Below are 23,393 nucleotides of genomic sequence, written 5' to 3' on the forward strand. Positions count from 1 at the left end.
ATTTCGAAGGGATGTGACCCCATGAGTCATATCGCCGTTACCCGCCGCGCCACGCGGCAACTTCGGGTGGGATCGGTCGCCGTCGGGGGCGACGCCCCCGTTTCGGTTCAATCGATGACCAACACCCCCACTGAGGATCCCGAGGCCACCCTGGCCCAGATCGGTCGCTTGGCCGAAGCCGGTTGCGACATCGTTCGGGTTTCGGTCCCCACCTTCGAGGCAGCCCAGGCGATGCACACCATCGTTGCCGGATCGCCCATCCCGGTCATCGCCGACATCCATTTCGACCACCGTCTCGCCCTGGCGGCGCTGGAGGCTGGAATCCATGGCCTGCGCCTCAATCCCGGCAACATCGGGAGCCGCGAGCGTATCGTCAAGGTGGTGGCCGCCGCCGCCGACCGGGGGGTGTCGATCCGCATCGGGGTAAACGCCGGCTCCCTTGAGAAAGACCTTCTGGATCAATACGGCGAGCCCTGCGTCGAGGCGATGGTCGCCTCGGCCCAGCGTCACATCGCCATCCTCGAAGAGCTCGGGTTTAAAGATTACAAGGTCAGCCTGAAAGCCTCGGACGTGCTGCTGACCGTAGCGGCCTACCGCAAGCTGGCCGAGGTGACCGACTGCCCGCTGCATTTGGGGATTACCGAGGCGGGGGGGCGGTTTGCCGGCACCATCAAAAGCGCGGTGGGGCTCGGCGCCCTGCTGATCGACGGCATCGGCGACACCATTCGGGTGAGTCTGGCCGACGATCCGGTCGAAGAGGTCAAGGTCGGCCACCAGATCCTCAAGTCGCTGGGGCTCTCCAACCGGGGGGTCAATATCATCGCTTGCCCCACCTGTTCACGGCAGGAATTCAAGGTCATCGAGACGGTGCAGCAACTCGAAGCGCGGCTGGCCCATCTCAAAGAGCCGGTGTCTCTGGCGGTAATCGGTTGTGTGGTCAACGGCCCCGGCGAGGCCAAAGAGGTCGACATTGGTCTGACCGGCGGCAAGGGGGAAAACCTGCTCTACCGCTTTGGCGAGCCGGTGGGCAAGGTCTCCGACGAGGCACTGCTCGAACGGTTGATCGCCGAGGTCGAGGCGGTTGCCGCCTCCCGGCGCGGCCAACATTAATCCGGCCCCCATGGCCATTGCCTTCGGCTCCAGCGGGGTGCGAGGTCGCCTGGGTGTGGAGATCACCCCGGCGGTGATTGCCGCCTTGGCGCAGGCGGTGGGGGAGCAGTCCCAGGGGGGGATGGTCATCGTTGGCGCCGATTGCCGCCGGGGGCGCGAGGCGCTGCTGGAAGCGGCCGTGGCGGGGCTGGCCCAGGGGGGCGCCCGCATCGAGAGGGTCGAGCGCCCCCTGGCTACCCCGGTGTTGGCCCATGCGGTGATTCGGCGCGGCGCCAGCTTTGGTATTAATTTAACGGCAAGTCATAACTCGTCTGAATATCAAGGTTTTAAACTGACAGGCCACTGGGGCGGACCCGCCCTTCCCGATCTGACCGACCGCATTGCGGCGCGGGCGCAGGCGCTGTTGGATCACCCCGAATCCCCCCTTACCGTCGCAGCTCAGTCAACCCCCCTCGATCCCATCCCTCCCTATCTTGAGGCGCTACGTCGTTTGGCCCCGGCCCAGTTTCAAAATCGGGACCTGACCTTTGCCCCCTTGTACGGTGTCACCCAAGGGATTTGGGATGCCCTGGCCCGACCCCTGGTGCGGTTGCATACCCTGACCTCGGGGCGTCGCGAGGATTTCGGCGGCGCCCCCCCCGATCCGGTCGAAGGGCGACTGCGGGGGGTTGATCCTCGGGGCGTCCAAGAGCTATGGGGCTGCGACGGCGACGGCGACCGCTTCGGCATCCTCAGTCACGGGGTCTGGATCCCCCCCGACGAGATCGCTGCCCTGATCGTCGACGCCGCCATGCGCGGGTTGATCCCCCCCTTGAAGATCGAGGCGGGACAGGCGGTGGCCCGCTCGATCCCCTCTCGGGGGCTGCTCGACCGGGTTTGCCGCCACCACGGGTTATCCATCCTTGAAACCCCGGTCTCCTTTCGCCATTTGGCCCAGGCCATTGCCGAGGGGCGGGCGGTTTTGGCGGTGGAGGAGAGCGGCGGCATGGCATGGTCGGGTTTCATCCCCGAAAAGGACGGGATGTTCGTCTTGACCTTGTTGCTGCATTTGCTTGCTTTCGGGTCCCTGGCCCAGCAGGTGGAAGAACTCAAGGAACGGGTCGGCTCCGTTTGCCGCATCGGAGAAAAAATCCCAGGTTTCTGGGAACCGGAAGGGGCGTCGGCCCTTCTGCTCGAACTGGCCGCCTGGGGTGGCGAGGTGGTGGAGCGCGATGGGGTAGGGGTGATCCTCCCCGACGGCACCATGCTTCATGCCCGCCCCAGCGGCACCGAACCGGTGGTTCGTCTCTATGGCGTGTTTCCCGGTGCTGTGATCGACGCCCAACGCTGGTCCCTTTGGCGGTCTCTGATCGAAACCACGATTTCCCCCACAGTTTGAGAGGCTCCATGCCACATTGCGTTGTTGTTTTGAAGAAAAACGAGGAGCGCCGCGCCCTGGCCGGCCACCCTTGGGTGTTTTCCAACGAGATCGAAACCTCTCTGAAGGAGCTCTCCCCCGGTGCGCTGGTGACGGTGCGGTCGAGTCAAGGCAAGGTGCTCGGCTCGGCCACCTGCAATCCCCACTCCCTGATCGCCCTGCGCTTTTTCGACCGCCGCCCCAACATCGAGCTCGATACCACCCAGTTTCAAACCCGGATTCGCCGCGCCTACGAGCTGCGCCACCGGCTGTTCCCCGACCCTTACTACCGTCTGGTGTTTGCCGAAGGGGACGAGCTGCCCGGCTTGGTGATCGACCGTTACGGCGAAGTCTTCGTGATTCAATGCCACACCGCAGCCATGGATGCCCGCGAGGGGCAAATCATCGAGGCGCTTAAACTGTTGTTCCCCGTCGAGGGGATTCTGGTGAAAAACACCGCTCAGGTGCGGGAGTTGGAGCAGCTCCCCCGCGAGGAGCGGATCGCCTTCGGCCATGTGCCCGAGGTGGTCGACCTGATCGAAAACGGGGTTGGACTGCGCACCCGGTTGATTGGTGGGCAAAAAACCGGCTATTTCTACGACCACCGCGAAAACCGAGCCCGTGCCGCATTGTTGGCCAGGGGGCGTAAAACCATCGATCTGTTTGCCTATGTCGGTTCGTTCGGAATTCAGGCGGCGGTACGGGGGGCTGCCCATGTCACCCTGGTCGACGCCAGCCGCGAGGCCTGCGACCTAATCGAAGACAACGCCCGCATCAACACGGTGAGCGACCGGGTCGAGGTGGTGGCTGAAGATGCCTTCGCCTATTTAGAACGGTGCCGCGACGAGGGAAGAAAATTCGGCACCGTGTTGGTCGATCCCCCCGCCTTCATCAAAAACCGCAAAAACATGAAGGAGGGGATCGAGGGATATCGCCGCTTGAACCGCTTGGCCATGCAAGTGGTTGAGGAGGACGGCTTTTTGGTGACCTCGTCGTGCTCGTACCACATGGATCCCCAGACGTTCCGGCGCACCGTGCAAGCGGCGGCCCGCGATGCCCATCGGCGTTTGCAAATCCTGGGGCAGGGGCACCAAGGGCCTGACCACCCCACACTGCCCGCCATGAGCGAAGGGGATTATTTAAAAACCTTGTTTTGCCGCGTCTTGTAGGGGGGCGTTTTTAGGACTTGAATCACTAGGAAGCGATTTTGGGGAATGAAAAAAACAGTCGAATTGACCTCGACTGGGTTATCGCTATTCTCCACAGTCAATTCATGGAAATGATAAGAAAAAGCGCGGGGCAAGCAGGCGGCGCAAAAGGTTGATGAAGCAAGCAAGCGATTTGTGGGGCATGCCCCAAACAGGCAAATGCAAGCTGCATACAAAAACGGGGAAGGAGTGCGGTAATGAAGAAAATCGAGTGGACCCCCTCTCTTGCTGTGGGTATCGATTCCATCGATAAACAGCATCAGGAGCTCTTTCGGCGCATCGGCGATTTGCTCGATGCCTGCAACGAAGGGCATGGGCAGGAGGCGATCTCCGAGGTGCTTCGATTCCTCGAAAACTATGTGGCCGACCATTTTGGCAACGAAGAAAAATTGATGGAGAAGTACCAATACCCCGACACGATGTTCCACAAGGGGCAGCACGTCGCCTTCATCGACAAATTCACCGAGCTGAAAACCAAGCTCGAAGCCAACGGCCCATCGGTTCCCCTGGTCGTCGGCATCAACATCCATGTGGTGAAGTGGCTCAACGACCACATTCTGCGGGTCGACCGCTTGCTGGGTCGGTTTTTGCAAGAAAAAGGGGTCAGTTAATCAACCAAAGTCAGCCGGGCCTCTCTTCCGCCAAGAGGACCCGGCTGGCCGAAACCCCCGAACGAACAGCCGACTCGATGGTGGCCGGCAGTCCCGTGTTGCACCAATCCCCCGCCAACACCAACCCCGGTTGTAGCAATCCCGGTTTGGGACGGGTCGTTACCCGCTCCGGCGTCAGGTCGACCGTCGCCTGTCGCACCGCCTCAATCCGCACGATCTGCCCCAGAATACCTGGGTAGCGCCGCTTGAGATCCTCCCCCCAGCGCTGCGCCAACGCTTTGAGATCACCTCCTGCCCAAGCCGGATCACCCGAAACCACCGCCTCTATTTCGTTTTTTCCCGAAAAACGGCGCTGATCGATCAACCACTCCAGCGGATGGCCCGGCATGAGGGCGATGGGGGCGGGACTGGGGGCCAGCGCTGCAAATACCACGGTGACGATGGGGCGGTGGCTGGGGGCGCGCCACGATTCGGGGATCGCCTCGGGAAACCAGCGGGCAACCCGGTGGGGGGGGATGGCCAGCGCCACTTTGGCGAACTCGGTCCCATCAAGTCGCCACCCTCTCTCGGCGCGCTCGACCTCTTTGATGGGGGCTCCCAGTCGCAGCACTCCACCGCGGGTGTGAAACTCCTCCAGCAACGGCGCCACCAGAACCTGGGGCAAAACCCCCTTGGGGACACAGATCCTGGCGGCGACCCCACGCCCGAACGATTCCCGAAAGACGGTATGCACCAGCCCCGCGTCGACCTCGCCCGGTTGCAGATTGCAGGTCGCCCGTACCAGGGGGGCGAGCAGGCGGTCGACCAAGGCGTTGGGCAGTTTAAGGTGCTCAAACCAGCGCGCCGCCGTCCAACCCGATGGGGGAGCGGTCGGTCCGGTCAAATGGCGGGCTGCGGCCAGACGGCCTAACCCGGCAAAGCCGATCAGGCGCAGCAACGGGGGAAGAAAACCGGCCAACGACAGGGGAGGGGGCAACGGGGCTTCGCGCAGATGCAGGGGCGGGGCCTGGTCGAGCAGCGCCATGTGCAAGGGGCGACGGTCGAACCCTGCGTTCCAGGCCGCTTCGCCCAGTAATTCGCGGGTCGCCTCGTACCCCTCGATCAGCACATGTCGTCCACAGTCGGCGTTTGGGTTTGGACTGCCAACCCGTCCCCCCGGCCAGCGGGCTGCCTCGAACAGGGTGACCTTCGTTCCGGCTCGCAGCAGGGTCAGGGCGGCGGCAAATCCCGCAACGCCACCGCCGACCACCGCCGCTTGATTTTGGGTAAGGATCACCGGTTTCGGGCCTGCCGTTTTTTCTCACCTCGCACCACCCGCCAAGCGGCCCAAAGTTTGGCGATCCGCCCCATACGCAGTCGGTCGTTGCGGTTGTCGAACCCCCCCTTGAAGAGCTTGTCGAGCTGCCTGCTGTAGATCCCCGCCATGATGAGCCCCGGCAGCTGATGGGGGCGGTCCTCTTCGGGCAGCGCCTCTTCGGCCAAGCGGTAGTACCCCCGTGCCATCGTCCCCAGCTTGCGCCCCACCTCGCTCCACCCGGAGCTCCACCCGCCGTTTTTCAACGTTTCCCAGTCGGCGCCGTACTCAGCCATGAGGTCGCGGGGAACGTAGCACCGTCCCCGCTGGGCATCTTCGGCCAAATCCCGGGCGATGTTGGTCAACTGAAAGGCGTGGCCGAAGGCCTCGGCGTAGGCTCGGGTCTCGGGGTGGCGGTAACCGAAGATTTCGATGGAGAGCAGCCCCACCGTTGAGGCGACCCGGTAGGTGTAGACCTTGAGCGCCTCCCAGTCGGCGAAGGGGGGCAGGGTCAGATCCATCGCCATGCCGTCGATCAGCGCCTCGAAGTGCTCGCGGGGCAGAGGAAAGGTTCGAAGGATTTCGCGCAGCGCCTGGGTTACCGGGTGTTGCGGCGCCCCTTGGGGGGCGTAGGTCTGAGCCAGCTCCATGCGCCACCAGGCCAGGGTGCGGCGGGCGACCTCGACATCGGAGGTCTCGTCGACCACGTCGTCGACCTCGCGGCAGAAAGCGTAGAGCGCGTACATCGCCCGGCGCTGTTCATCGGGTAGGGCATGGAAGGCGTAGTAAAAGCTCGAACCGCTTTTTTGGGTGCGTTCTTGGCAGTACTGGAAGGGATCCATGGATCAGTCGGCTCGACTTAGCAGCGGCGGATGCCGGGGAGGAAAAAGAATGGGGCGCCATCCCTTGAGCAGATCGGCTTTCGATAAGGATGGCCGCTGGACCCACGGTTGAAAACCGGTGTCGGCCAAACCCTGCAAAATCGAGGCGCCCCCCCACCAGGTGGCGGCGATCTCCAGCTTGAGCCGCCCCTTGAGCCGACCGACCAATGGCCAGGATTCCAAAAACAGCGGCGTGGTGCGCCGCACCAAACCGGCGACCAGGTTTTGAAGATTTTTTTGGCCGTTTTGCCCCCCAAGCAGGTGCTCAAGGTCGACGCCATGCTCGGCGGCGATGGCTGCAGGGATGTAAATCCGGTCGCGATCGCGCAGGTCGAGGGCGATGTCTTGCCAGAAGTTGGCCAATTGCAGTCCGGTGCACAGTAGGTCGGAGGCGGCCAGGTTTTCCGGGGTGTCCTGACCGAATAGTCGTAGCACCAAACGGCCCACCGGATTGGCCGAGCGGCGCGAATAGTCGAGCAGATCTTCCCATTGGTCGTAGCGAGCCCGCACCACGTCCTGAGCGAAGGCGTCGAGCAGGTCGGTCAGCAAGGTTTCGTCGATGGCAAACCGGCGTGCGGTATCCATGAGGGGGGGAAGAAACCAGCGCGCCCCGGGGAGCAACTCGTCCCAGGGGGGGGGGAGGGGGGTTTGAAGCCGTACCGCCTCGGCCAGGGCGCCCAGAAGTGCGGTTTTCTGGGATGCGGGCAGGGGCGATTCGTCGGCCACATCGTCGGCGCACCGCGCAAAGGCGTAGACCGCCGCCACATGGGGGCGCAACCGGGCGGGAATCAAGGGGGAGGCGACCGGGAAATTCTCGTAGTGGCTGCGGGCCAAATCGAGGCATTGCCGGTATTGCAGATCGAGTGTGGTTTCCATGGGGGGATTGTGGCGGTCGGGCCAGATGAAGGGAAGGTGGACACACTGAGAGATATTCTCATTGCGGCATTGCGATCGATTGCTGCATGAGAATTGTTTTCAATAAACCAAGAAAACGCGGATCTTATTGAAAACATAAGTTATTTATCCCGACCTCAAGGGCCGGTCGGTTATCCCGCCCTGCCCACCTCAGGGGCGTTCTGAATCCCGAACAACCACTGTTCATAATAAAGAACAGGTCGTGTGCGGGATTTCGAACGCTGTTTCGCCCCCCACCCCATCCCGTGGGTTTCTCTTCTCCGAGATCTGGCACGCCAAACTGCCGAAACCCGAGGGGCTTGATGTACACTTCGCGGCCCTGAAACTCGCTTTTTCTTCACCCGAAAAAATTTCCCGCTTCGCGGGATGCTCAACCCCGGAGGATCCATGCTGCTGCTGCGCGGCGCCGTTGCCCTGTCCCCTTTTCGTATCGAAAAAATCGCCGGCCGCCTGACGGCGGGCTTGGGATTCCGGCCCCGGCTTCAGACCCAGTTCGTCTACTTTGGCGAGACCTCCGAAACCCTCTCCGACGCCCAAATTCACATCTTGGAGCGGTTGCTCGATCACGGTGCACCGTTGCCACCGCTGCCCGAAAAGAGCCAGCTGTTGCTGGTCACCCCTCGCCCCGGCACCGTCTCACCCTGGTCGACCAAAGCGACCGATATTGCCCGGCACTGCGGCTTGAACAGCCTGCTGCGTTTGGAGCGGGGGATCGCCTGGTGGGTCGCCGGTAACGACGGCGAGGACTTGAGCCCCGAACAACTCAAGATCATCGGAGAAGCGATCCACGACCGGATGATCGAAGCGGTGTTGGGCGACTTTGCGCAGCTCGAAACCCTCTTCGCCCACCACCCCCCCGGCGCGGTCGCCCACGCAGACATCCTCGGCCAGGGGTGCCCGGCGCTGGAGGCAATCAACACCCGGCTCGGTTTGGCCCTCTCCTCCGACGAGATCGACTACCTGTTCGAGGCCTTCACCCGAGCGGGCCGCAACCCCAGCGACGCCGAGCTGATGATGTTCGCCCAGGCCAACTCCGAGCATTGCCGTCACAAAATCTTCAACGCCGACTGGACCTTGGACGGTCAAGCTCAAGATCACTCCCTATTCGGCATGATCCGTCACACCCACAACACCACCCCCCAGGGGACCCTGGTCGCCTACAAGGACAACGCCTCGGTGATTGAAGGGGCAGTGGGGCAGCGCTACTTCGCCGATCCGGCTACCGGGGAATACGGCGGTCATGAGGAGCCGATCCACATCCTGATGAAGGTGGAAACCCACAACCACCCCACCGCCATTGCCCCCTTCCCCGGCGCCGCCACCGGATCGGGCGGGGAGATCCGCGACGAGGGGGCGACCGGGATCGGCTCCAAACCCAAGGGGGGGCTGTGCGGGTTTTCGGTTTCGAATCTGCGCATTCCGGGGGGCGAGCAGCCTTGGGAGGGAGCTGAATCCAAGCCGGGTCGGATCGTCTCTCCCCTGGAGATCATGATCGAGGGGCCCATCGGCGCGGCCGCCTTCAACAACGAGTTCGGCCGCCCCAACCTTGCCGGTTACTTCCGCAGCTACGAGCAACCCGCCCCCAACGGCGAGGTTCGCGGCTACCACAAGCCGATCATGATCGCGGGCGGACTGGGCAACATTCGCGCAAACCACGTCGGCAAGGGCGCGGTCCCCCCCGGCGCCAAGGTGATCGTGCTGGGTGGCCCCGCCATGTTGATCGGTCTGGGGGGGGGCGCCGCCTCGTCGGTCGACGCGGGGGCGGGGAGCGAGCAGCTCGATTTCGCCTCGGTGCAGCGGGGCAACCCCGAGATGCAGCGCCGCGCCCAAGAGGTGATCGACCGTTGCTGGGCGATGGGCGACAAGAACCCGATCCTTTCGATCCACGATGTCGGGGCGGGGGGGCTTTCGAACGCGGTGCCAGAGATCCTCAACGACGCCGGGCGCGGCGGGCGCATCGACCTGCGCGCCATCCCCAACGACGAGCCGGGCATGAGCCCCATGGAGATCTGGTGCAACGAGGCCCAGGAGCGTTATGTCCTGGCGGTCGCCCCCGAAAACCTGCCCCGCTTCGAGGCGTTGTGCGCCCGGGAGCGCTGCATCTACGGGGTGATCGGCGAGGCGACACAGGAGCGACGGCTTGTGGTCGAGGACCGGCTGCTCGGCAACCGCCCCATCGACATCGAGATGGAGGTGCTGCTGGGTCGCACCCCCAAGATGCTGCGTCAGGCCCAGACGGTTGCCACCGAGCTGCCCTCGGTCACCACCGTTGGAATCGACTTGGCCGAGGCGCTCGACCGAGTTCTGCATCTGCCCACCGTGGCCGATAAATCCTTCCTCATCACCATCGGCGACCGCACCGTCACCGGCATGGTCCACCGCGATCAGATGGTCGGCCCCTGGCAGGTGCCGGTCAGCGACGTAGCGGTGACGATCAGCGATTACGTCGGCGCCACCGGCGAAGCGATGGCGATGGGGGAGCGGACACCGCTGGCCATCGTCGACGCCGCTGCCGCAGCCCGCATGGCGGTCGCCGAGGCGCTGACCAACATCGTGGCGGCCCCGATCGCCCAATTGAGCGACGTCAAACTCTCGGCCAACTGGATGGCGGCGGCCGGCCACCCCGGCGAGGACGCCGCTCTGTATGCCGCCGTCGAGGCGGTCGGTTTGGGGCTTTGCCCCGAGCTCGGGATCTCGATTCCGGTCGGCAAGGATTCGCTGTCGATGAAGACGGTCTGGCAGGACGCGGGCGGGGATCACGCCGTGGTCGCCCCGGTGTCGCTGATCGTTTCGGCCTTCGGCCCGGTCACCGATGTGCGTAAAACCCTGACCCCGCAGATGCGCCTGGACCAGGGGGAAACCGCCCTGCTGCTGATCGATCTGGGCCGCGGTAAAAACCGGCTGGGGGGCTCTGCCCTGGCCCAGGTCTACAACCAGATCGGCAACCAAGTGCCCGACATTGATGCCGCTGCCGACCTCAAGGGGCTGTTCGAGACGGTGCAAAGCCTCAATCGCCAGGGGTTGATTCTGGCGGCCCACGACCGCTCCGACGGCGGTTTGATCGTCACCCTGCTCGAGATGGCCTTCACCGGACGCTGCGGTCTTGAGATCGCCATTGAAGATGAAGACCTGCTGGCGGCCCTCTTCAACGAGGAGGCGGGGTTGGTCATCCAGGTGCGTGAGGATGATCTGGCTTCAGTTCTGGCTGCGTTTGAACGGTCCGGTTTGGCCGATGCTGCCACCCAGGTGGCCAGGCCTCAGACGGGGGAGGGGATTGCCATCTACCATGGCGGCGCGGTGGTGTTGCAGGCCAGGCGTACCGCCTTGCACCGGGCCTGGTCCGAGACCAGCTACCGCATGCAGGCGCTGCGCGACAATCCCGACTGTGCCCAAGAGGCCTACGACCGGCTGCTCAAAACCGACGATCCGGGATTGACCGCCACCCAGCTGACCTTCGATCCCACCGAAAACGTCGCCGCCCCCTTCATCAATCTCGGGGTTCGCCCCAGGGTGGCGGTGCTGCGCGAGCAGGGGGTCAACGGGCAGGTCGAGATGGCTGCAGCCTTCGACCGGGCCGGTTTTGCCGCCATCGACGTACATATGAGCGACTTGATCGAGGGGCGTCACAACCTGGCTGCATTCCAAGGATTGGTCGCCTGTGGTGGCTTCTCGTTCGGCGACGTGTTGGGGGCCGGTCGCGGCTGGGCCAATTCGATCCTCTACAACAACGCCCTGCGTGCGATGTTCCAGGGCTTCTTCACCGACCCGACCCGCTTCGCCCTCGGGGTTTGCAACGGCTGCCAGATGGTCTCTTCGCTCAGCGAGATCGTCCCTGGCGGCGAGCTCTGGCCCCGCTTCGAGCGCAATTTGAGCGAGCAATTCGAGGCCCGTCTGTCGCTGGTTAAGGTCGGCGCCTCCCCCTCGATCTTTTTGCAGGGGATGGAGGGCTCCATTCTCCCCATCGCAGTAGCCCATGGGGAGGGCAGGGCGGTGTTTTCGACCTGCGGCTCAGATCAACAGGCGGCCATTGCCCTACGCTATGCCGATCCCGCCGGGGGCATCGCCCGCACCTACCCGGCCAACCCCAATGGTTCCGAGAACGGGGTCGCCGGGGTCTCCACCAGCGACGGCCGCATCACCATCATGATGCCCCATCCCGAACGGGTCTTCCGCTCGGTGCAGTACTCCTGGCACCCCGAAGGTTGGGGCGAAGAGGGGCCGTGGCTGCGCATGTTCCGCAATGCCCGGGCCTGGGTGGGTTGATCTTATTGGTAGGAGCTCCGCCCCCGGCTCGATGATTCACCCACCTTTTTTCAATCGAGCGATGCGCCCTCGGGGCTATTTAATTGCGCCGAGGCGGCGCTCCCACAAACCTTGATTTTCCAGGTATCGCCGCATGAACCCAGAGCCTCAAGTCCAGTTGATGGAAGCGTTTTCTAAAGACTACTGGGAGGGATTCGTCGCCCCCCTCGGGGTCGAGATCGGCTGGGTCGAACCGGGAGGGAGCCTGCCCGGAACCTTCTGGGGGGAGCCCGAGGCGGGGCTGGTCGGCAGCACCGTCTACGTGCGGGGCGATACCCCGGTTCATTCCTTTTTGCACGAGCTCTGTCACCTGATCTGCATGGATCCCCAGCGCCGTGCCACCCTGCATCGTGAGGCGGGGGGAACACGCAAAGAGGAGGAGGGGGTTTGCTACCTGCAGGTGGTGCTGGCCCGCGACCATCTGCGCGGCGTCGGAATGGAGCGGTTACTGGCCGATATGGATGCCTGGGGGTACAACTTCGTGGTGGGCTCGGCCAAGGGGTGGTTTGAAACCGACGCCGCCGATGCTCGACAGTGGCTGATCGACCACGGTTTGTTGACGGAGCAGGATCGCTATACCGGCCGACTGCAGGGGGAATAGCAGCGGCATCGAGACAACAGCGGGGGAAAGCATGTTCGAAGCGGCGGAATTGGGACGTAGTGTCTCCAAGCAGTCCTACAAAGAGCAGCTCCCCGATTTGCGGGCCCAACTGCTAGAGGCGCAAGACGAGCTTCGTGGCCGCAACATCCCGGTCGTTGTCATCATTGCCGGGGTCGACGGTGCCGGAAAGGGCGAGACGGTCAACCGGCTGCACGAGTGGCTCGATCCCCGAGGGTTGGAGGCGGCCGCGTTTGGAACCCCCTCCGATGAAGAGCGGGAACGGCCCCGCTGGTGGCGTTTTTGGCGGGCTCTTCCCCCCCGGGGCAAGATCGGCTTGCTCTTTGGCTCGTGGTACACCATGCCGATCATTCGGCGGGTGTACGGCGAAACCAAAAACGCCCAGCTGGATGATGAGATGGCCCGGATCGCCAACGTCGAGCAGATGCTGGTGCGCGATGGTGCCTTGATCCTCAAGTTTTGGTTTCATTTGTCCAAAAAAGCTCAGAAAAAACGGCTGACCAAGCTCGAGTCCCACCCCGACACCCGCTGGCGGGTTAGTGCCACCGATTGGAAACACTTCAACCTCTACGACAAGTTCGCCAAGGTTTCCGAGCGGGCGATCCGCCGTACCGATACCGGCGAGGCGCCATGGATTCTGGTCGAGGCTGAGGATCCAAGTTACCGCGAACTGTTTGTCGGTCGCACCCTACTCGAAGCGATCCGGGGCCGCCTGAACGGCGGTTTGGCCCATATTGCCCCCCCCGCATCGCCCCATCCGGTTCCCCCCACCGACCCCAAAGCCAGCTTGACCATCCTCGACCATGTCGATCTCAAACAAAAAATTGGCAACAAACGGACCTACGAGCGGGAGCTGATCCATTGGCAGGGTGAGCTCAACCGCCTAACCCGCAGAGCCAACGCAGCGGGCCGCTCCACCGTGGTGGTGTTCGAGGGGTGGGACGCGGCGGGGAAGGGGGGGAACATCCGGCGCATGATCGCTGCCATGGATGCCAGGGTGTACCGCATCATCCAGATTGCCGCCCCCACCGACGAAGAGCGGGCCCAGCATTACCTGTGGCGTTTCTGGCGCCATCTCCCCCGTGCTGGACGGGTTACCGTTTACGACCGTTCTTGGTATGGGCGGGTGCTGGTCGAGCGGGTCGAAGGGTTCGCCCAACCCGACGAGTGGATGCGGGCCTACAACGAAATTAACGACTTCGAGGAGCAACTCACCGAGCATGGGATCATCCTCAACAAGTTCTGGCTCCACATCGATCCCAACGAACAGCTGCGGCGCTTCAAGGAGCGCGAAGAGATTCCTTACAAGCAGTACAAAATCACCGACGAGGACTGGCGCAACCGCGAGCGGTGGCCTCAGTACGCCGAGGCGGTCAACGAGATGGTCGCCCGCACCAGCACCGAGTTCGCTCCCTGGAGCTTAATCCCGGCCAACGACAAGAAATTTGCCAGGATCGAGGTGCTCAAAACGGTCTGTCGCCGCTTGGATGAAGCGCTGTAGGTCCGATATTCACGGGATTTTTGGCAAAAGGGTTGACAGCCCCATGTCACATTCCCATGATTCGCGCCGCTTCACATTCCCCGGTAGCTCAGTCGGTAGAGCAGGTGGCTGTTAACCACCCTGTCGCTGGTTCGAGTCCGGCCCGGGGAGCCAATCAAAAAAGGGGCCTCGGACCAATCCGAGGCCCCTTTTTTGTGGCCCGAAGCTAATATCCGATAAAAAAACTCGGATTTCCCCTTGACCCCCTGGGACCCCCTCCTTATAAATCACGGGCATTGTTTAACCCTACTACCCGCCTGTTCAATTCATCTTGGTTTAGGAGGTTTTTCCCATGAGCGTTCTCGTCACCAAGCAGGCTCCCGAGTTCACCGCCAAAGCGGTCATGCCCGACAACAGCATCAACGAGTCCTTCAAGCTGGCCGACTACAAAGGCAAATATGTTGTCCTATTCTTCTATCCCCTGGATTTCACCTTCGTCTGTCCCTCTGAAATCATCGCCTTTGACCACCGCCTGGCCGATTTCAAGAGCCGTGGCGTTGAGGTGATCGGGGTTTCGATCGATTCCCACTTCACCCACCTTGCCTGGAAAAACACCCCAGTGAATAACGGTGGTATTGGCAACGTCCAGTACCCCTTGGTTGCCGATCTGACCAAGAACATCGCCCGCGACTACGACGTGCTGATCGGCGACTCTGTGGCGCTGCGCGGCTCGTTCCTGATCGACAAGGCCGGCGTCGTCCGTCACCAAGTGGTCAACGATCTGCCCCTGGGCCGCAACATCGACGAGATGCTGCGTATGATCGACGCTCTGCAATTCACCGAAGAGCACGGCGAGGTTTGCCCTGCCGGTTGGCAGCAAGGCAAAGAGGGTATGAAGGGCAGCACCGAAGGGGTCGCCGAGTACCTGGCTAAACACGCCAGCGAGCTGTAATAGGTCTTTGGTAAAAAAAGCGTTTTGAACCATCGAGGGCCGCCCATGTTGTTGGGCGGCCCTTTTTTCTGATTGCTGCGAATGGGGAAACCATGGCCATCGATGTTCGTGCTGTTGAAGGGGTGCTGAGCGAAATCCGTCCGCGCTTACAGATGGACGGCGGCGACATCGAATTCATCGCGTTGGAAGGTGACGTGGTCAAGGTGCGGCTCAAAGGGGCTTGCGGCACCTGCCCAAGCGCGATGATGACCTTGAAGATGGGGGTTGAACGGGTGATGAAGCAGCGGATTCCCGAGGTCAGCGAGGTGCGCAACGTTTTTTGAGGCTGCGGATGCTGGAATCGAGTCACGGCTCCGTGATGCTTGGGGTCTAAACCCGCGCGTTCCGATAATTTCTTTCTTCAAAGAGCCACCGTTTCGGTGGTTTTTTGAAGACACATACACACTCAGAATGTATGTTATGTAATATTGTGTATGACGCGGTTTTCTAAGGAAACGCTGATTTAATCGGCGCTTGCGAGCGGCCCACGGATGGACCGCCAAAATCAGGAACGTAAGTAGAAGGCGACCTAAGTCGCCGAAGCTCTGCTGGTTTTGCAAGCGAAGCAAAAACCATCGCCGCATCAGGGCGACTACGTTTGGTTTTTGCGAAACGTCGCTGAAAAAGGCAGGAGGTCTTTTTTCAGCGTTTCCCTAGCCAATCGAGAGAACGTCTCCTTCCCCCACCAGCTTCGCTTCGCGACCGAGATCGCCTACCACAGCCTCGATGGACGAACGGTCCCCACGTAACGTTGCTGGAGCAACCTTCGGTCCGCGAATGAAGAGACAACCCTGCACGACAACAGCGCCTCTCGGCTACACCGAACCCCACCTTCAATCCACCACCCCAGCCCGATGAATCCCCTACTGGTCCCCAACCCGATCCATGGGCCTAGCCCTGAAATGGGCCCCCAACGATTCTGCCAAAACCCGACACGCCTCGGCATCAACCCCCTCCAACCCATCAATGGCCGAGGCGATCACCTCCTGGAATCCCCCATGGGCCGCCGCCTCTGCGATGAACCGTTTCATCGCCTCATAGGAGCCCTGCAAACCGGGCCTGCAATGGCGGTTGTAGGTCGCCTCGTCCTGGGCATTGAGGCTGATGCTGATGCGGTCGATGGCCTGGGCCAGCTCGGGGATGGTGTTGCGCTTGTGCACCAGGTTGCTTAAACCGTCGGTATTTAGGCGGGTTTTCCCGCCATGTTCTTTAATCCAGTGAGCAACGCTGAGCACCACCGGCAAACGCAGGGTCGGCTCGCCGTAGCCGCAAAAGACGATCTCATCAAAGCGAGTCGGATCGCCGATCGCCTCGATCAACTGACCTGGGCTCGGCTGCACTTTGGCCAGCTTGAGGTAATGCCCCTTCACCATGAAGTCGTCGAACTTGGGGCAAAAGGCGCATTGCAGGGTGCAGTGGTTGGTGACGTTGAGGTAGAGGCTGTTGCGGATCGTGTAGGCGATCTCCCCCTCTGGGGATTCCTGGTCGATGCGAAACAGCCGCCGCCCGTTCTCGCGGGTAATACGCACGACGTCTTCCAGGCTATCACCCCGTAATTCGGCAAGTTTTTCGAGGGTGGCGATCATCTGGGCCGGTTCGTTGCGTTTGCCCCGCCAGCGCTGCGGGCTCAGGTAGGGGGCGTCGGTTTCGACCAGCAGGTGGGTGTCGGGCACCCAGGTGGCCGCCTCTTGAATGTCCAACGCCTTCTTATAGGTGACGTTGCCCGAAAAGCAGACCAGCAGCCCCAATTCGACCACCCGCTGTGCCTGCGCCCGATCACTTGAAAAGCAGTGCATCACCCCTCGCAACCGCCCCTGCCCCTCCTCTTTCAGGATCGCGTAGGTGTCTTCATCAGCGTCGCGACTGTGCACAATGACGGGTAAATCTGCTTCAAGACATGCCCGTATATGATTGCGAAAGCTAGCCTTCTGAGCTTCGATGTGGGTGAGGTCGTGGTAGTAATCCAAACCGGTCTCCCCCAACGCCACCACCTTGGGATGGGAGGCCCAGCCCAGGATCTCTTCGACGCTGGGTGGAGTTTGGACGTCGCAAGGGTGCAGTCCCATGGCGACAAAAAACCGGTCGCTCAAGGCCGCTGCCTGGAACACCCGCTCAAAATAGGGGGGTTCGACGGCGGGGATCAGCACAAAATCGCAGGCGTCGAGGGTGCGCTCAAGAATCTGGGGCCAGTCTTCTTGCCCCATCAGGTAATCGAGGTGGGCATGGGTATCAAAGGGTTTCACTGCGGGCAACTCATAAGGGGCGGAAGGCCGGTCCTTCGGTGTGGAGCTTGGCCACATCGCGAACCCAACGGCGGATCTCGTCGCGCTGTTCGTCCGAGGTATGGCGGAATTGAATACCCATCCCCTGCATCAGGGGACGGGTATTTTCAAAGGGGTTGGCGTAAACCACCTTGCCATCGATCTCGATCACATGCTCGTCGGGCAGGTGCAGTACCAGGGTCACCTCGGTCCCGACCGGGAGCGCCTCTTTGGTACGGACAAAGATCCCGCCACCACTGATGTTGTCGGTGTACCCCTCGTAAACCGCATCAGCGGTGTGGTACTGCACGTTGACCCGGATGGGTGATCGGGATTCGGTGCGGCGCTCCTGGCTCATGGTGGTGGTCCTCTAAATAGGATCAGCCCAGGCGGGGAAACACCCCCACCGGTTTGTCCAACGTCTTGCCTTGGCTCAACCGGGGCTCGCCGACCAGCAGGTCGAGCCCGGCACAAGACCCACGCCGGGTATCGGGGATCTCCTCCCCCATCTGCTGCAAGATCTTCCCCGCCATGGTCGGCATGAAGGGGAGCAACAGTATCGCCACCCCGCGGATGGTTTCCATCGCGCTGAGCAGCACCCCGGCCAGACGACCACGCTGATCGGCTTGTTTGGCCAGGGCCCAGGGGGCGGTGGCGTCGATGAAGCGGTTGGCCTCCCCCACCACCTGCCAAATGGCACCGAGCGCCTTGTGGAAGGCCTGAACCTCGATCTGTGCTCGGACCTCGTCGCGGCTGCGCAGCAGCGTGGCCAGCAGCGCCGCCTCGTCGTTTTCCATCGCCTGGCTGCGGCTTGGAATCCCCCCGAATTGCTTCACCGCCATGCTCAGAACCCGCTGCGCCAAATTGCCAAGATCGTTGGCGAGCTCGGTGGTGTAGCGCATATCGAGCGAGGCTTGGGAGTAGTCGCCGTCGCCCCCGAAGGGGACATCGCGCAGCATGAAATACCGAATCACGTCGGGGGGATACTTGGCCAGCAAATCGTCGGGGCGGACCACGTTCCCCTTGGATTTCGACATCTTTTCACCCTCGACCGTCCACCAGCCGTGGGCGTAGAGCCGTTTGGGCAAAGGCAGATCGGCCGCCATCAGCATGGCGGGCCAGTAGATGGCGTGAAAACGCAGGATGTCCTTACCGATCAGGTGCAGGCTGGGGGGCCAGAACCGGCCCATCGACCCCTCTTGATCGGGATAACCCAAGGCGCTCAAGTAGTTGGTCAGGGCGTCGATCCAAACGTAAATCAGATGTTTGTCGTCGCCGGGGACCGGAATCCCCCAGGTGAAACCGGTACGCGACACCGACAGATCGCGCAGCCCCTCTTCATTTTTAAGAAAGGCAAGCACCTCGTTGCGACGGCTTTCGGGGCCAATGAACTCGGGGTGGGACTCGATATGGTCGATCAAAGGTTGGGTGTAGCGCGACAGAGCAAAGAAGTAGGACTCCTCGGCCAGCCGCTCGACCGGACGGGCGCAATCGGGGCACAGACCGTTGCGAATCTGGGTTTCGGTCCAGAACGACTCGCAAGGGGTGCAGTACCAGTCCTCGTAGCTCCCCTTATAGAGGGTCCCCGACGCGGTCAGCCGCTGAAATATCGCCTTGACCGCCTCTTTGTGCCCCGGCTCGGTGGTGCGGATGAAGCGGTCGAAACTGATCTCGAAGCGTTCCCATAAGCTGGCGTATTCGGCCACCACCTCGTCGGCCAGGGCAATGGGGGCAATGCCGCGCGCCTCGGCGGAGCGCTCCACCTTCTGACCGTGCTCGTCGCTCCCGGTCAAAAAGAAGACCTCTTTGCCGTCGAGACGGTTGAAACGGGCCATTACATCGGCGGCAACCGTGGTGTAGACGTGGCCGATGTGGGGGCGGTCGTTGACGTAGTAGATCGGGGTGGTGACGAAGAAGGTCTGGAGCTGGCTCATGACGTGGTTGGCCCTAAAGGCTTTAATGTTTTGTTTTAAGTGGTTTAGGCGATTGAGTTGAGGTTACGAAGCGGGGGCCGATCCACCCTCGCCCCCCCCGCTGCGCCCGCGCCGCCGGGAACGCCTGCGTCGGCCACCCCGATTGGACCGCTCCTCCCCCTCCCCTTGTTGGGGGGGGGGCTGGGGGGAAGTCTCTTGTTGGGACGGCACTGTGGCAGCAGCGCGTTGCCGTTGCTCCTGGGGGCGCCCCCGGCCCCTGGGGGGGCGGGATTGAACTGCCCGTTCCGTCCGCTCTTCGGGGCGTGGTTCGGCGACGGGGGTGGGAGGGGGACTCGGTTCTGGATCGACACATTCGGCCACCGGTGTGGCGACCGGTGTGCGTGCGGCAGGCGGATCCTGGCTGGGTGCCGCACGACGTTCCCCACCACTACCCTCCAATTCGTCCACCGAAACCTTGAGGTTTTCACCCGGCTTAATTTGTAGGGTAACCGCCCGGTCCAGGGGGTGTTGAAACACCACCCGACCGCATTGGCCGCTCTTGGTGCAGCAGTGGGTCCCCTGCCGAGGTAGGGAGCGGTTGAGCTCGCGGTAGGCCTCATCCTCGAACGACAGGCAACACATCAGCCGTCCACACACACCCGAGATTTGGTCGGGATTGAGGGACAAATGCTGGTTTTTCGCCATCTTGAGTGAAACGGGGTCCATGTTTCCGCCCAGCTTCGAGGCGCAGCACAGTTCTGCGCCACAGGGGCCGAGACCACCAATCTCTCCGGCCAGGTCGCGTACCCCGATCTGACGCAGGTTGATGCGCAGGTGAAGTTTCGCGGCCAGGGCCCGCACCAGGGCGCGGAAGTCGACCCGATGGGGGGCGGCGAAGGTGATGTTCATGACCCGCCCCTCATCGTCGAGGAGCGCTTCGGAGAACTTCATCGGTAGGTTGAGCAGCCGTGCCTGTTCTCGTCCGATGGTCAGCGCTTGGCGCTCCTGCTCCTTGCGCTTTTCGAGTTTGTTAAGCTCGTCGTCGGCAATGGGGCGGATCAAGGTGTCGATCACCCCGAAGAAGGGTTCGTCGCGCTCGACATGGGTGGTGACAACCCGGGCCAGCTCTTCGCGCCCCAGGCGCAGACGCACCAAGACGGTGCTCCCGACCTCGGTGGCAAACTCAGGCGTGGGGACGAAAAAAACATTCGCGCTGGAGGGGAGCTTAAGTCCGATAAGCCTTTCGGCCATGAACCAGTACCCTTTGCAGGTCAATAAGAAGCCCTTCGGTGGCGAGCAGTGGATTGACCATCCGCTCAAGATCCTCTTCCCAAAGGGTGATCCGCTCCTCGGCTTGCAGCAATCGCTGCGGTTCAACCGCCCCCGGTAGGGGGGTTAAACCAAAACCCGACCCCCCATCTTGCGGGATCATGGCGTCGAAGAATTGGCGCAGCCAGGCGCGGATCAAAATGCCGATCGCTTCGAAGTCGTCCATAGAGACCCACCGTTGGGCCATTTCGAGAAGCGAGGCGGGTTCGCAGCGGGCAAGGATAGCGGCATCCTCCCCAAACCGCTCCATGATTTTCAGCCGCTTTTCCTCCAACCACCCCCGAGCAACCCCCGGCGCTCCACCCCCGATGACGGCGGCGCGAGCCAGGCTCGTCTCGGGCAAATCGGGATACTTTTGGCTGAGCCAGACCAGCAGATCGGGTTGCGCCACCGGGTGTAGATGCATCTTGACGCAGCGCGACAGGATCGTGGGCAGGACCCGGGCGGTGGAGACTCCGAGCAAGATCAGATGGGCCCCCGGCGCAGGTTCCTCCAGCGTTTTGAGCAGTGCATTGGCCGAAAAGCGGTTGAGCCGGTCGGCGCCATCGAGAATCAGAAGTCGCCGTTTGGCGGCCAGCGGGGTTAAACCGAGCCAGGCGTTGGCCTGACGGACCGCATCAATGGGGATCTCCCGCTTTTTGCCCACCGGCTCAATCCCCATCAGATCGGGATGACCGACGGTGGGATCCTCAATCTGCCGACAGGCGGGACAGGCGCCGCAGGCCACCCCTCGCTTGGGGGTCGCGCAGAGCAGCGCCTGGGCAAGCCCCCGGGCCAGCAGCCCCTTGCCGACTCCGGGGGGGCCGAGCAGCAGCAGGGCGTGGGGGAATTTGCCGTCGTGCAGCCTGTGCTCCAGCCGCTGCCGTACCTCGTGGTGGCCAATCAGGGTATCGAGCAGCGTCACCCTCCCCTCCCCGGCGTGGTTGTCAGGGCGGCGATCAACCCCCGCGCCTGGGTCTGAATCGCCTCGATGGATTGGCTGGCGTCGATGCGGCGAATACGCTGCGGCTCGCCCCACATCCGCTCTAAAAACGCGGCGCGGATGCGACGATGAAAGCGGGTCGATTCGGCGTCGAAACGGTTGTTGTCGCTGCGTTTTCCGGCCCGTGCCAAACCAAGGGTGACCGGCAGATCGAACCACAGGGTCAGATCGGGGGGACGGCGCGCGGTGCTCCAGCTGGCCACGGCGTCGACCTCGCGCAGATCGAGCCGTCGTCCCCAACCTTGGTAGGCATAGGTGGAATCGACGTAGCGGTCGCACAGCACCACGGCACCGCGCTCCAGCGCCGGAAGAATAATCTGGTCGAGGTGGTCCTGACGGCCGGCGGCAACCAGAGCCAACTCGGTGCGCGGCTGCATGGAGTGGGCGAACAGCAGTCCCCGAATCGCCTCGCCCAGCGCCGAGCCACCGGGTTCCCGGGTGACGACGACCTCGCGACCCTGGGCGCGCAGGTGCTCGGCCAGCAGCCGGATTTGGGTCGACTTACCCGCCCCTTCGCCCCCTTCCAGGGTGATGAACCAACCGTGTTTCAAGGGTTTTGCTCCGTTTTCAGTTGCCGTTGCCAACGAATCCACATCTGCACGTTGCGGTTGTGTTCGGCCAAGGTGGCCGAAAATCGGTGCCCCCCATCCCCCCTGGCGACGAAGTACAGGTCGTCGCTCGCCAAGGGATTCAACGCCGCCTCGATGGCGCCAAAACCGGGGTTGCCGATGGGGCCGGGCGGCAGGCCACCGCGTTTGTAGGTGTTGTAGGGATGGTCCATGGCCAGGTTGGCCCGGGTCAGATTGCCGTCGTAGGCCTCCCCCAGAGCGTAAATCACGGTGGGATCGCTTTGCAGCTTCATCTTTTTGGTCAGCCGATTCAAAAATACCGCTGCGATGTGGGGCTGTTCCTCGGGCAACTGCGCCTCGCGCTCGACCAGGGAGGCCAACGTCAACATGTTGGCGGGGCTCAGTGGGCCACGATAACCCTGCATCGCTTGGCTTAGCCGTTGTTGGGTAACGGCGGTCATGCGGTCGCGTAGTGACGCCGGGTCGACCGGGCGGGTCAGGTCGTAGGTATCGGGATGCAGCCACCCCTCGTAGGTCGGCGTTCCCAAGCGCGCCGGGGGCTTGATGGCGCAGGCCGCCGCGAAGGCCCCCTCCTGAAGTAACCCCATGGCGCCAAGGCGCCGATCCATGTCGCGAACGCCCCACCCCTCGGGGAAGGTCACCCAGTGGATCAAGATGTCGCCCCGCGCCATTCGGTCGATCAGCTGCGCCACCATCTCGTGCCCAGCGGCATATTCCCCAAAACGCAACCCCTGGGGGGCGATCAGTCGGGCGGTCCAACGAAACGCCGTGGGATGCGCGATGATTCCCCCCTTGTGCAACAGCCGTGCGCTGGCCTCGACCGAACTGCCGGGGGGGATCCAAACGATCCCGGGATGAACCTCTCCCCTCATGCCCCAGGCCAGCAGCGCGACAAAGAGGATGAGTCCGGTGCCGAAGCCGATTCCGGCAGCCCGGCGTGCCAGCACCATCAAGGGGCGGGCCATGCCTGGATCTCCGCGATCAACCAGTCGGGAAGGTTGTCTTCCTGGACGGGTGGGGCCAGCCAAAAGGCGGGGCGGGGTGGCACGACAGCGTTGGTCAGAATCATCTTGGCGCCGGAGGGTAGTTCGTCGCGATGCAGGGGGCGCTCCTCGACCCGAATGCCCCGTTGTTGCAGTCGTTCGAGCAAACGGCGCCGCCCAATTCCCGGCAGAATCCCTTGATTTAGTGGTGGGGTGACGATCTGGTCGGCGCCGGTCATCCAAACAATATTGTGCCCCGCACCCTCGGTAAGAAACCCTTGTGCATCTGGGACGATGGCATCCAACCACCCCTGCCCCTGCGCCTCGCGCCGCACCTGGACCCAATGGGCGGCGCTGAGCGATTTGATCCCCGCCAGGGGGTGATTGGGGGGCAAAGCGGGGGTGGTGCTGGGACCAACCACCCCCGGCTGCGCAGCAGGGGGGGTCCAGGCGCTGAGCAGGGCGATGGCCCAATCGCGACGCATACTGTCGGCTTCAGGCAGGAATCCCCTCCCCCCTCCCCCTCGC

General features: G+C 62.8%; 21 protein-coding genes and 1 tRNA gene (1 of these 22 only partly in view). 10 read left to right on the plus strand and 12 right to left on the minus strand.

Translation table 11 applies throughout. The annotated features are described in order from the left end of the window. Positions 1-21: 21 nt before the first annotated feature. The 4 genes from AUJ55_07870 (at position 22) to AUJ55_07885 (ending at position 4,325) form a co-directional block, all read left to right on the plus strand. A complete protein-coding gene (locus AUJ55_07870; protein OIO56678.1) occupies positions 22-1,110 on the plus strand; it encodes a 4-hydroxy-3-methylbut-2-en-1-yl diphosphate synthase in 1,089 nt (362 codons plus the stop codon). Then, on the plus strand, positions 1,082-2,488 hold the full coding sequence (locus AUJ55_07875; protein ID OIO56679.1) for a hypothetical protein: 1,407 nt from the start codon (positions 1,082-1,084) through the stop codon (positions 2,486-2,488). Before AUJ55_07870 ends, AUJ55_07875 begins: the two co-directional genes overlap by 29 nt. A gap of 8 nt (positions 2,489-2,496) precedes the next feature. Further along, positions 2,497-3,675, plus strand: a complete 1,179-nt coding sequence (locus AUJ55_07880; protein OIO56680.1) for a hypothetical protein — start codon at positions 2,497-2,499, stop codon at positions 3,673-3,675. A gap of 236 nt (positions 3,676-3,911) precedes the next feature. After that, positions 3,912-4,325 carry a hemerythrin gene (locus AUJ55_07885; GenBank protein OIO56681.1) on the plus strand — a complete coding sequence of 138 codons (414 nt, stop codon included), beginning with the start codon at positions 3,912-3,914 and terminating at the stop codon, positions 4,323-4,325. Between the two features lie 10 nt (positions 4,326-4,335). Here the strand turns inward: AUJ55_07885 and AUJ55_07890 are convergent, their stop codons facing one another. Genes AUJ55_07890 through AUJ55_07900 form a run of 3 tightly spaced genes read right to left on the minus strand, consistent with a single transcriptional unit; the run spans position 4,336 to position 7,334 of the window. Then, positions 4,336-5,601 carry a hypothetical protein gene (locus AUJ55_07890; GenBank protein ID OIO56682.1) on the minus strand — a complete coding sequence of 422 codons (1,266 nt, stop codon included), beginning with the start codon at positions 5,599-5,601 and terminating at the stop codon, positions 4,336-4,338. Then, positions 5,598-6,461, minus strand: coding sequence for a squalene synthase HpnD (locus tag AUJ55_07895; GenBank protein OIO56683.1), 864 nt, complete (start codon positions 6,459-6,461; stop codon positions 5,598-5,600). Before AUJ55_07895 ends, AUJ55_07890 begins: the two co-directional genes overlap by 4 nt. A 3-nt stretch (positions 6,462-6,464) precedes the next feature. Continuing rightward, the gene (locus AUJ55_07900) at positions 6,465-7,334 is read right to left on the minus strand and encodes a squalene synthase HpnC (protein ID OIO56720.1); all 870 of its coding nucleotides are present in this window, start codon (positions 7,332-7,334) and stop codon (positions 6,465-6,467) included. A 468-nt stretch (positions 7,335-7,802) separates the two neighbouring features. On the opposite strand from AUJ55_07900, the gene AUJ55_07905 reads away from it, so the two are divergent. The 6 genes from AUJ55_07905 (at position 7,803) to AUJ55_07930 (ending at position 15,091) form a co-directional block, all read left to right on the plus strand. Beyond that, a complete protein-coding gene (locus AUJ55_07905; protein OIO56684.1) occupies positions 7,803-11,678 on the plus strand; it encodes a phosphoribosylformylglycinamidine synthase in 3,876 nt (1,291 codons plus the stop codon). A 160-nt stretch (positions 11,679-11,838) separates the two neighbouring features. After that, complete coding sequence (locus AUJ55_07910) at positions 11,839-12,318, plus strand: hypothetical protein (protein ID OIO56685.1); 480 nt, start codon at positions 11,839-11,841, stop codon at positions 12,316-12,318. 31 nt (positions 12,319-12,349) lie between these two features. Beyond that, entirely contained in the window at positions 12,350-13,837 is a 1,488-nt protein-coding gene (locus tag AUJ55_07915) for a polyphosphate:AMP phosphotransferase (GenBank protein OIO56686.1), read from the plus strand. 77 nt (positions 13,838-13,914) lie between these two features. Continuing rightward, positions 13,915-13,990: transfer RNA gene (locus tag AUJ55_07920), tRNA-Asn, on the plus strand. A gap of 178 nt (positions 13,991-14,168) precedes the next feature. Further along, entirely contained in the window at positions 14,169-14,768 is a 600-nt protein-coding gene (locus AUJ55_07925) for a peroxidase (GenBank protein ID OIO56687.1), read from the plus strand. Between the two features lie 92 nt (positions 14,769-14,860). Beyond that, positions 14,861-15,091: a hypothetical protein gene (locus tag AUJ55_07930; protein OIO56688.1), complete on the plus strand. Its 231-nt coding sequence runs from the start codon at positions 14,861-14,863 to the stop codon at positions 15,089-15,091. A gap of 579 nt (positions 15,092-15,670) precedes the next feature. Here AUJ55_07930 and AUJ55_07935 read toward each other — a convergent pair. From AUJ55_07935 to AUJ55_07975, 9 genes are all read right to left on the minus strand, one after another. Next, positions 15,671-17,050, minus strand: a complete 1,380-nt coding sequence (locus AUJ55_07935; protein ID OIO56689.1) for a hypothetical protein — start codon at positions 17,048-17,050, stop codon at positions 15,671-15,673. A 10-nt stretch (positions 17,051-17,060) separates the two neighbouring features. Beyond that, positions 17,061-17,426: a hypothetical protein gene (locus AUJ55_07940; GenBank protein ID OIO56690.1), complete on the minus strand. Its 366-nt coding sequence runs from the start codon at positions 17,424-17,426 to the stop codon at positions 17,061-17,063. Between the two features lie 22 nt (positions 17,427-17,448). Next, positions 17,449-19,002 (minus strand): methionine--tRNA ligase, encoded by a 1,554-nt coding sequence (locus tag AUJ55_07945; GenBank protein OIO56691.1) that lies wholly within the window; start codon positions 19,000-19,002, stop codon positions 17,449-17,451. 63 nt (positions 19,003-19,065) lie between these two features. After that, entirely contained in the window at positions 19,066-20,232 is a 1,167-nt protein-coding gene (locus AUJ55_07950) for a hypothetical protein (GenBank protein OIO56692.1), read from the minus strand. Further along, positions 20,207-21,214 (minus strand): hypothetical protein, encoded by a 1,008-nt coding sequence (locus tag AUJ55_07955; protein OIO56693.1) that lies wholly within the window; start codon positions 21,212-21,214, stop codon positions 20,207-20,209. Before AUJ55_07955 ends, AUJ55_07950 begins: the two co-directional genes overlap by 26 nt. After that, complete coding sequence (locus tag AUJ55_07960) at positions 21,211-21,843, minus strand: dTMP kinase (protein OIO56694.1); 633 nt, start codon at positions 21,841-21,843, stop codon at positions 21,211-21,213. The genes AUJ55_07955 and AUJ55_07960 overlap by 4 nt, the downstream gene beginning before the upstream one ends. Then, positions 21,840-22,847 (minus strand): hypothetical protein, encoded by a 1,008-nt coding sequence (locus AUJ55_07965; GenBank protein ID OIO56695.1) that lies wholly within the window; start codon positions 22,845-22,847, stop codon positions 21,840-21,842. Before AUJ55_07965 ends, AUJ55_07960 begins: the two co-directional genes overlap by 4 nt. After that, positions 22,832-23,350: a hypothetical protein gene (locus tag AUJ55_07970; GenBank protein OIO56696.1), complete on the minus strand. Its 519-nt coding sequence runs from the start codon at positions 23,348-23,350 to the stop codon at positions 22,832-22,834. Before AUJ55_07970 ends, AUJ55_07965 begins: the two co-directional genes overlap by 16 nt. A 10-nt stretch (positions 23,351-23,360) precedes the next feature. Beyond that, a protein-coding gene (locus AUJ55_07975) for a hypothetical protein (protein OIO56697.1) crosses the window boundary here: on the minus strand, positions 23,361-23,393 show its 3' end. The gene runs 264 nt beyond the window's last position; 33 of the gene's 297 nt are visible here — the last part of the coding sequence; its start codon lies off the right edge, out of view — the gene reads right to left on this strand; its stop codon occupies positions 23,361-23,363.

The sequence above is a fragment of the Proteobacteria bacterium CG1_02_64_396 genome, from assembly GCA_001872725.1.
In the GTDB taxonomy this organism is placed as follows: Bacteria; Pseudomonadota; MNWR01; order CG1-02-64-396; family CG1-02-64-396; genus CG1-02-64-396.

Excerpts from the sequence above, each read along its gene's own strand:
- AUJ55_07870 (OIO56678.1), top strand. The coding sequence starts at position 22 with ATGAGTCATATCGCCGTTACCCGCCGCGCCACGCGGCAACTTCGGGTG.
- AUJ55_07880 (OIO56680.1), top strand. The coding sequence starts at position 2,497 with ATGCCACATTGCGTTGTTGTTTTGAAGAAAAACGAGGAGCGCCGCGCC.
- AUJ55_07885 (OIO56681.1), top strand. The coding sequence starts at position 3,912 with ATGAAGAAAATCGAGTGGACCCCCTCTCTTGCTGTGGGTATCGATTCC.
- AUJ55_07895 (OIO56683.1), bottom strand. The coding sequence starts at position 6,461 with ATGGATCCCTTCCAGTACTGCCAAGAACGCACCCAAAAAAGCGGTTCG.
- AUJ55_07905 (OIO56684.1), top strand. The coding sequence starts at position 7,803 with ATGCTGCTGCTGCGCGGCGCCGTTGCCCTGTCCCCTTTTCGTATCGAA.
- AUJ55_07910 (OIO56685.1), top strand. The coding sequence starts at position 11,839 with ATGGAAGCGTTTTCTAAAGACTACTGGGAGGGATTCGTCGCCCCCCTC.
- AUJ55_07915 (OIO56686.1), top strand. The coding sequence starts at position 12,350 with ATGTTCGAAGCGGCGGAATTGGGACGTAGTGTCTCCAAGCAGTCCTAC.
- AUJ55_07925 (OIO56687.1), top strand. The coding sequence starts at position 14,169 with ATGAGCGTTCTCGTCACCAAGCAGGCTCCCGAGTTCACCGCCAAAGCG.
- AUJ55_07930 (OIO56688.1), top strand. The coding sequence starts at position 14,861 with ATGGCCATCGATGTTCGTGCTGTTGAAGGGGTGCTGAGCGAAATCCGT.
- AUJ55_07940 (OIO56690.1), bottom strand. The coding sequence starts at position 17,426 with ATGAGCCAGGAGCGCCGCACCGAATCCCGATCACCCATCCGGGTCAAC.
- AUJ55_07945 (OIO56691.1), bottom strand. The coding sequence starts at position 19,002 with ATGAGCCAGCTCCAGACCTTCTTCGTCACCACCCCGATCTACTACGTC.
- AUJ55_07950 (OIO56692.1), bottom strand. The coding sequence starts at position 20,232 with ATGGCCGAAAGGCTTATCGGACTTAAGCTCCCCTCCAGCGCGAATGTT.
- AUJ55_07965 (OIO56695.1), bottom strand. The coding sequence starts at position 22,847 with ATGGCCCGCCCCTTGATGGTGCTGGCACGCCGGGCTGCCGGAATCGGC.
- AUJ55_07970 (OIO56696.1), bottom strand. The coding sequence starts at position 23,350 with ATGCGTCGCGATTGGGCCATCGCCCTGCTCAGCGCCTGGACCCCCCCT.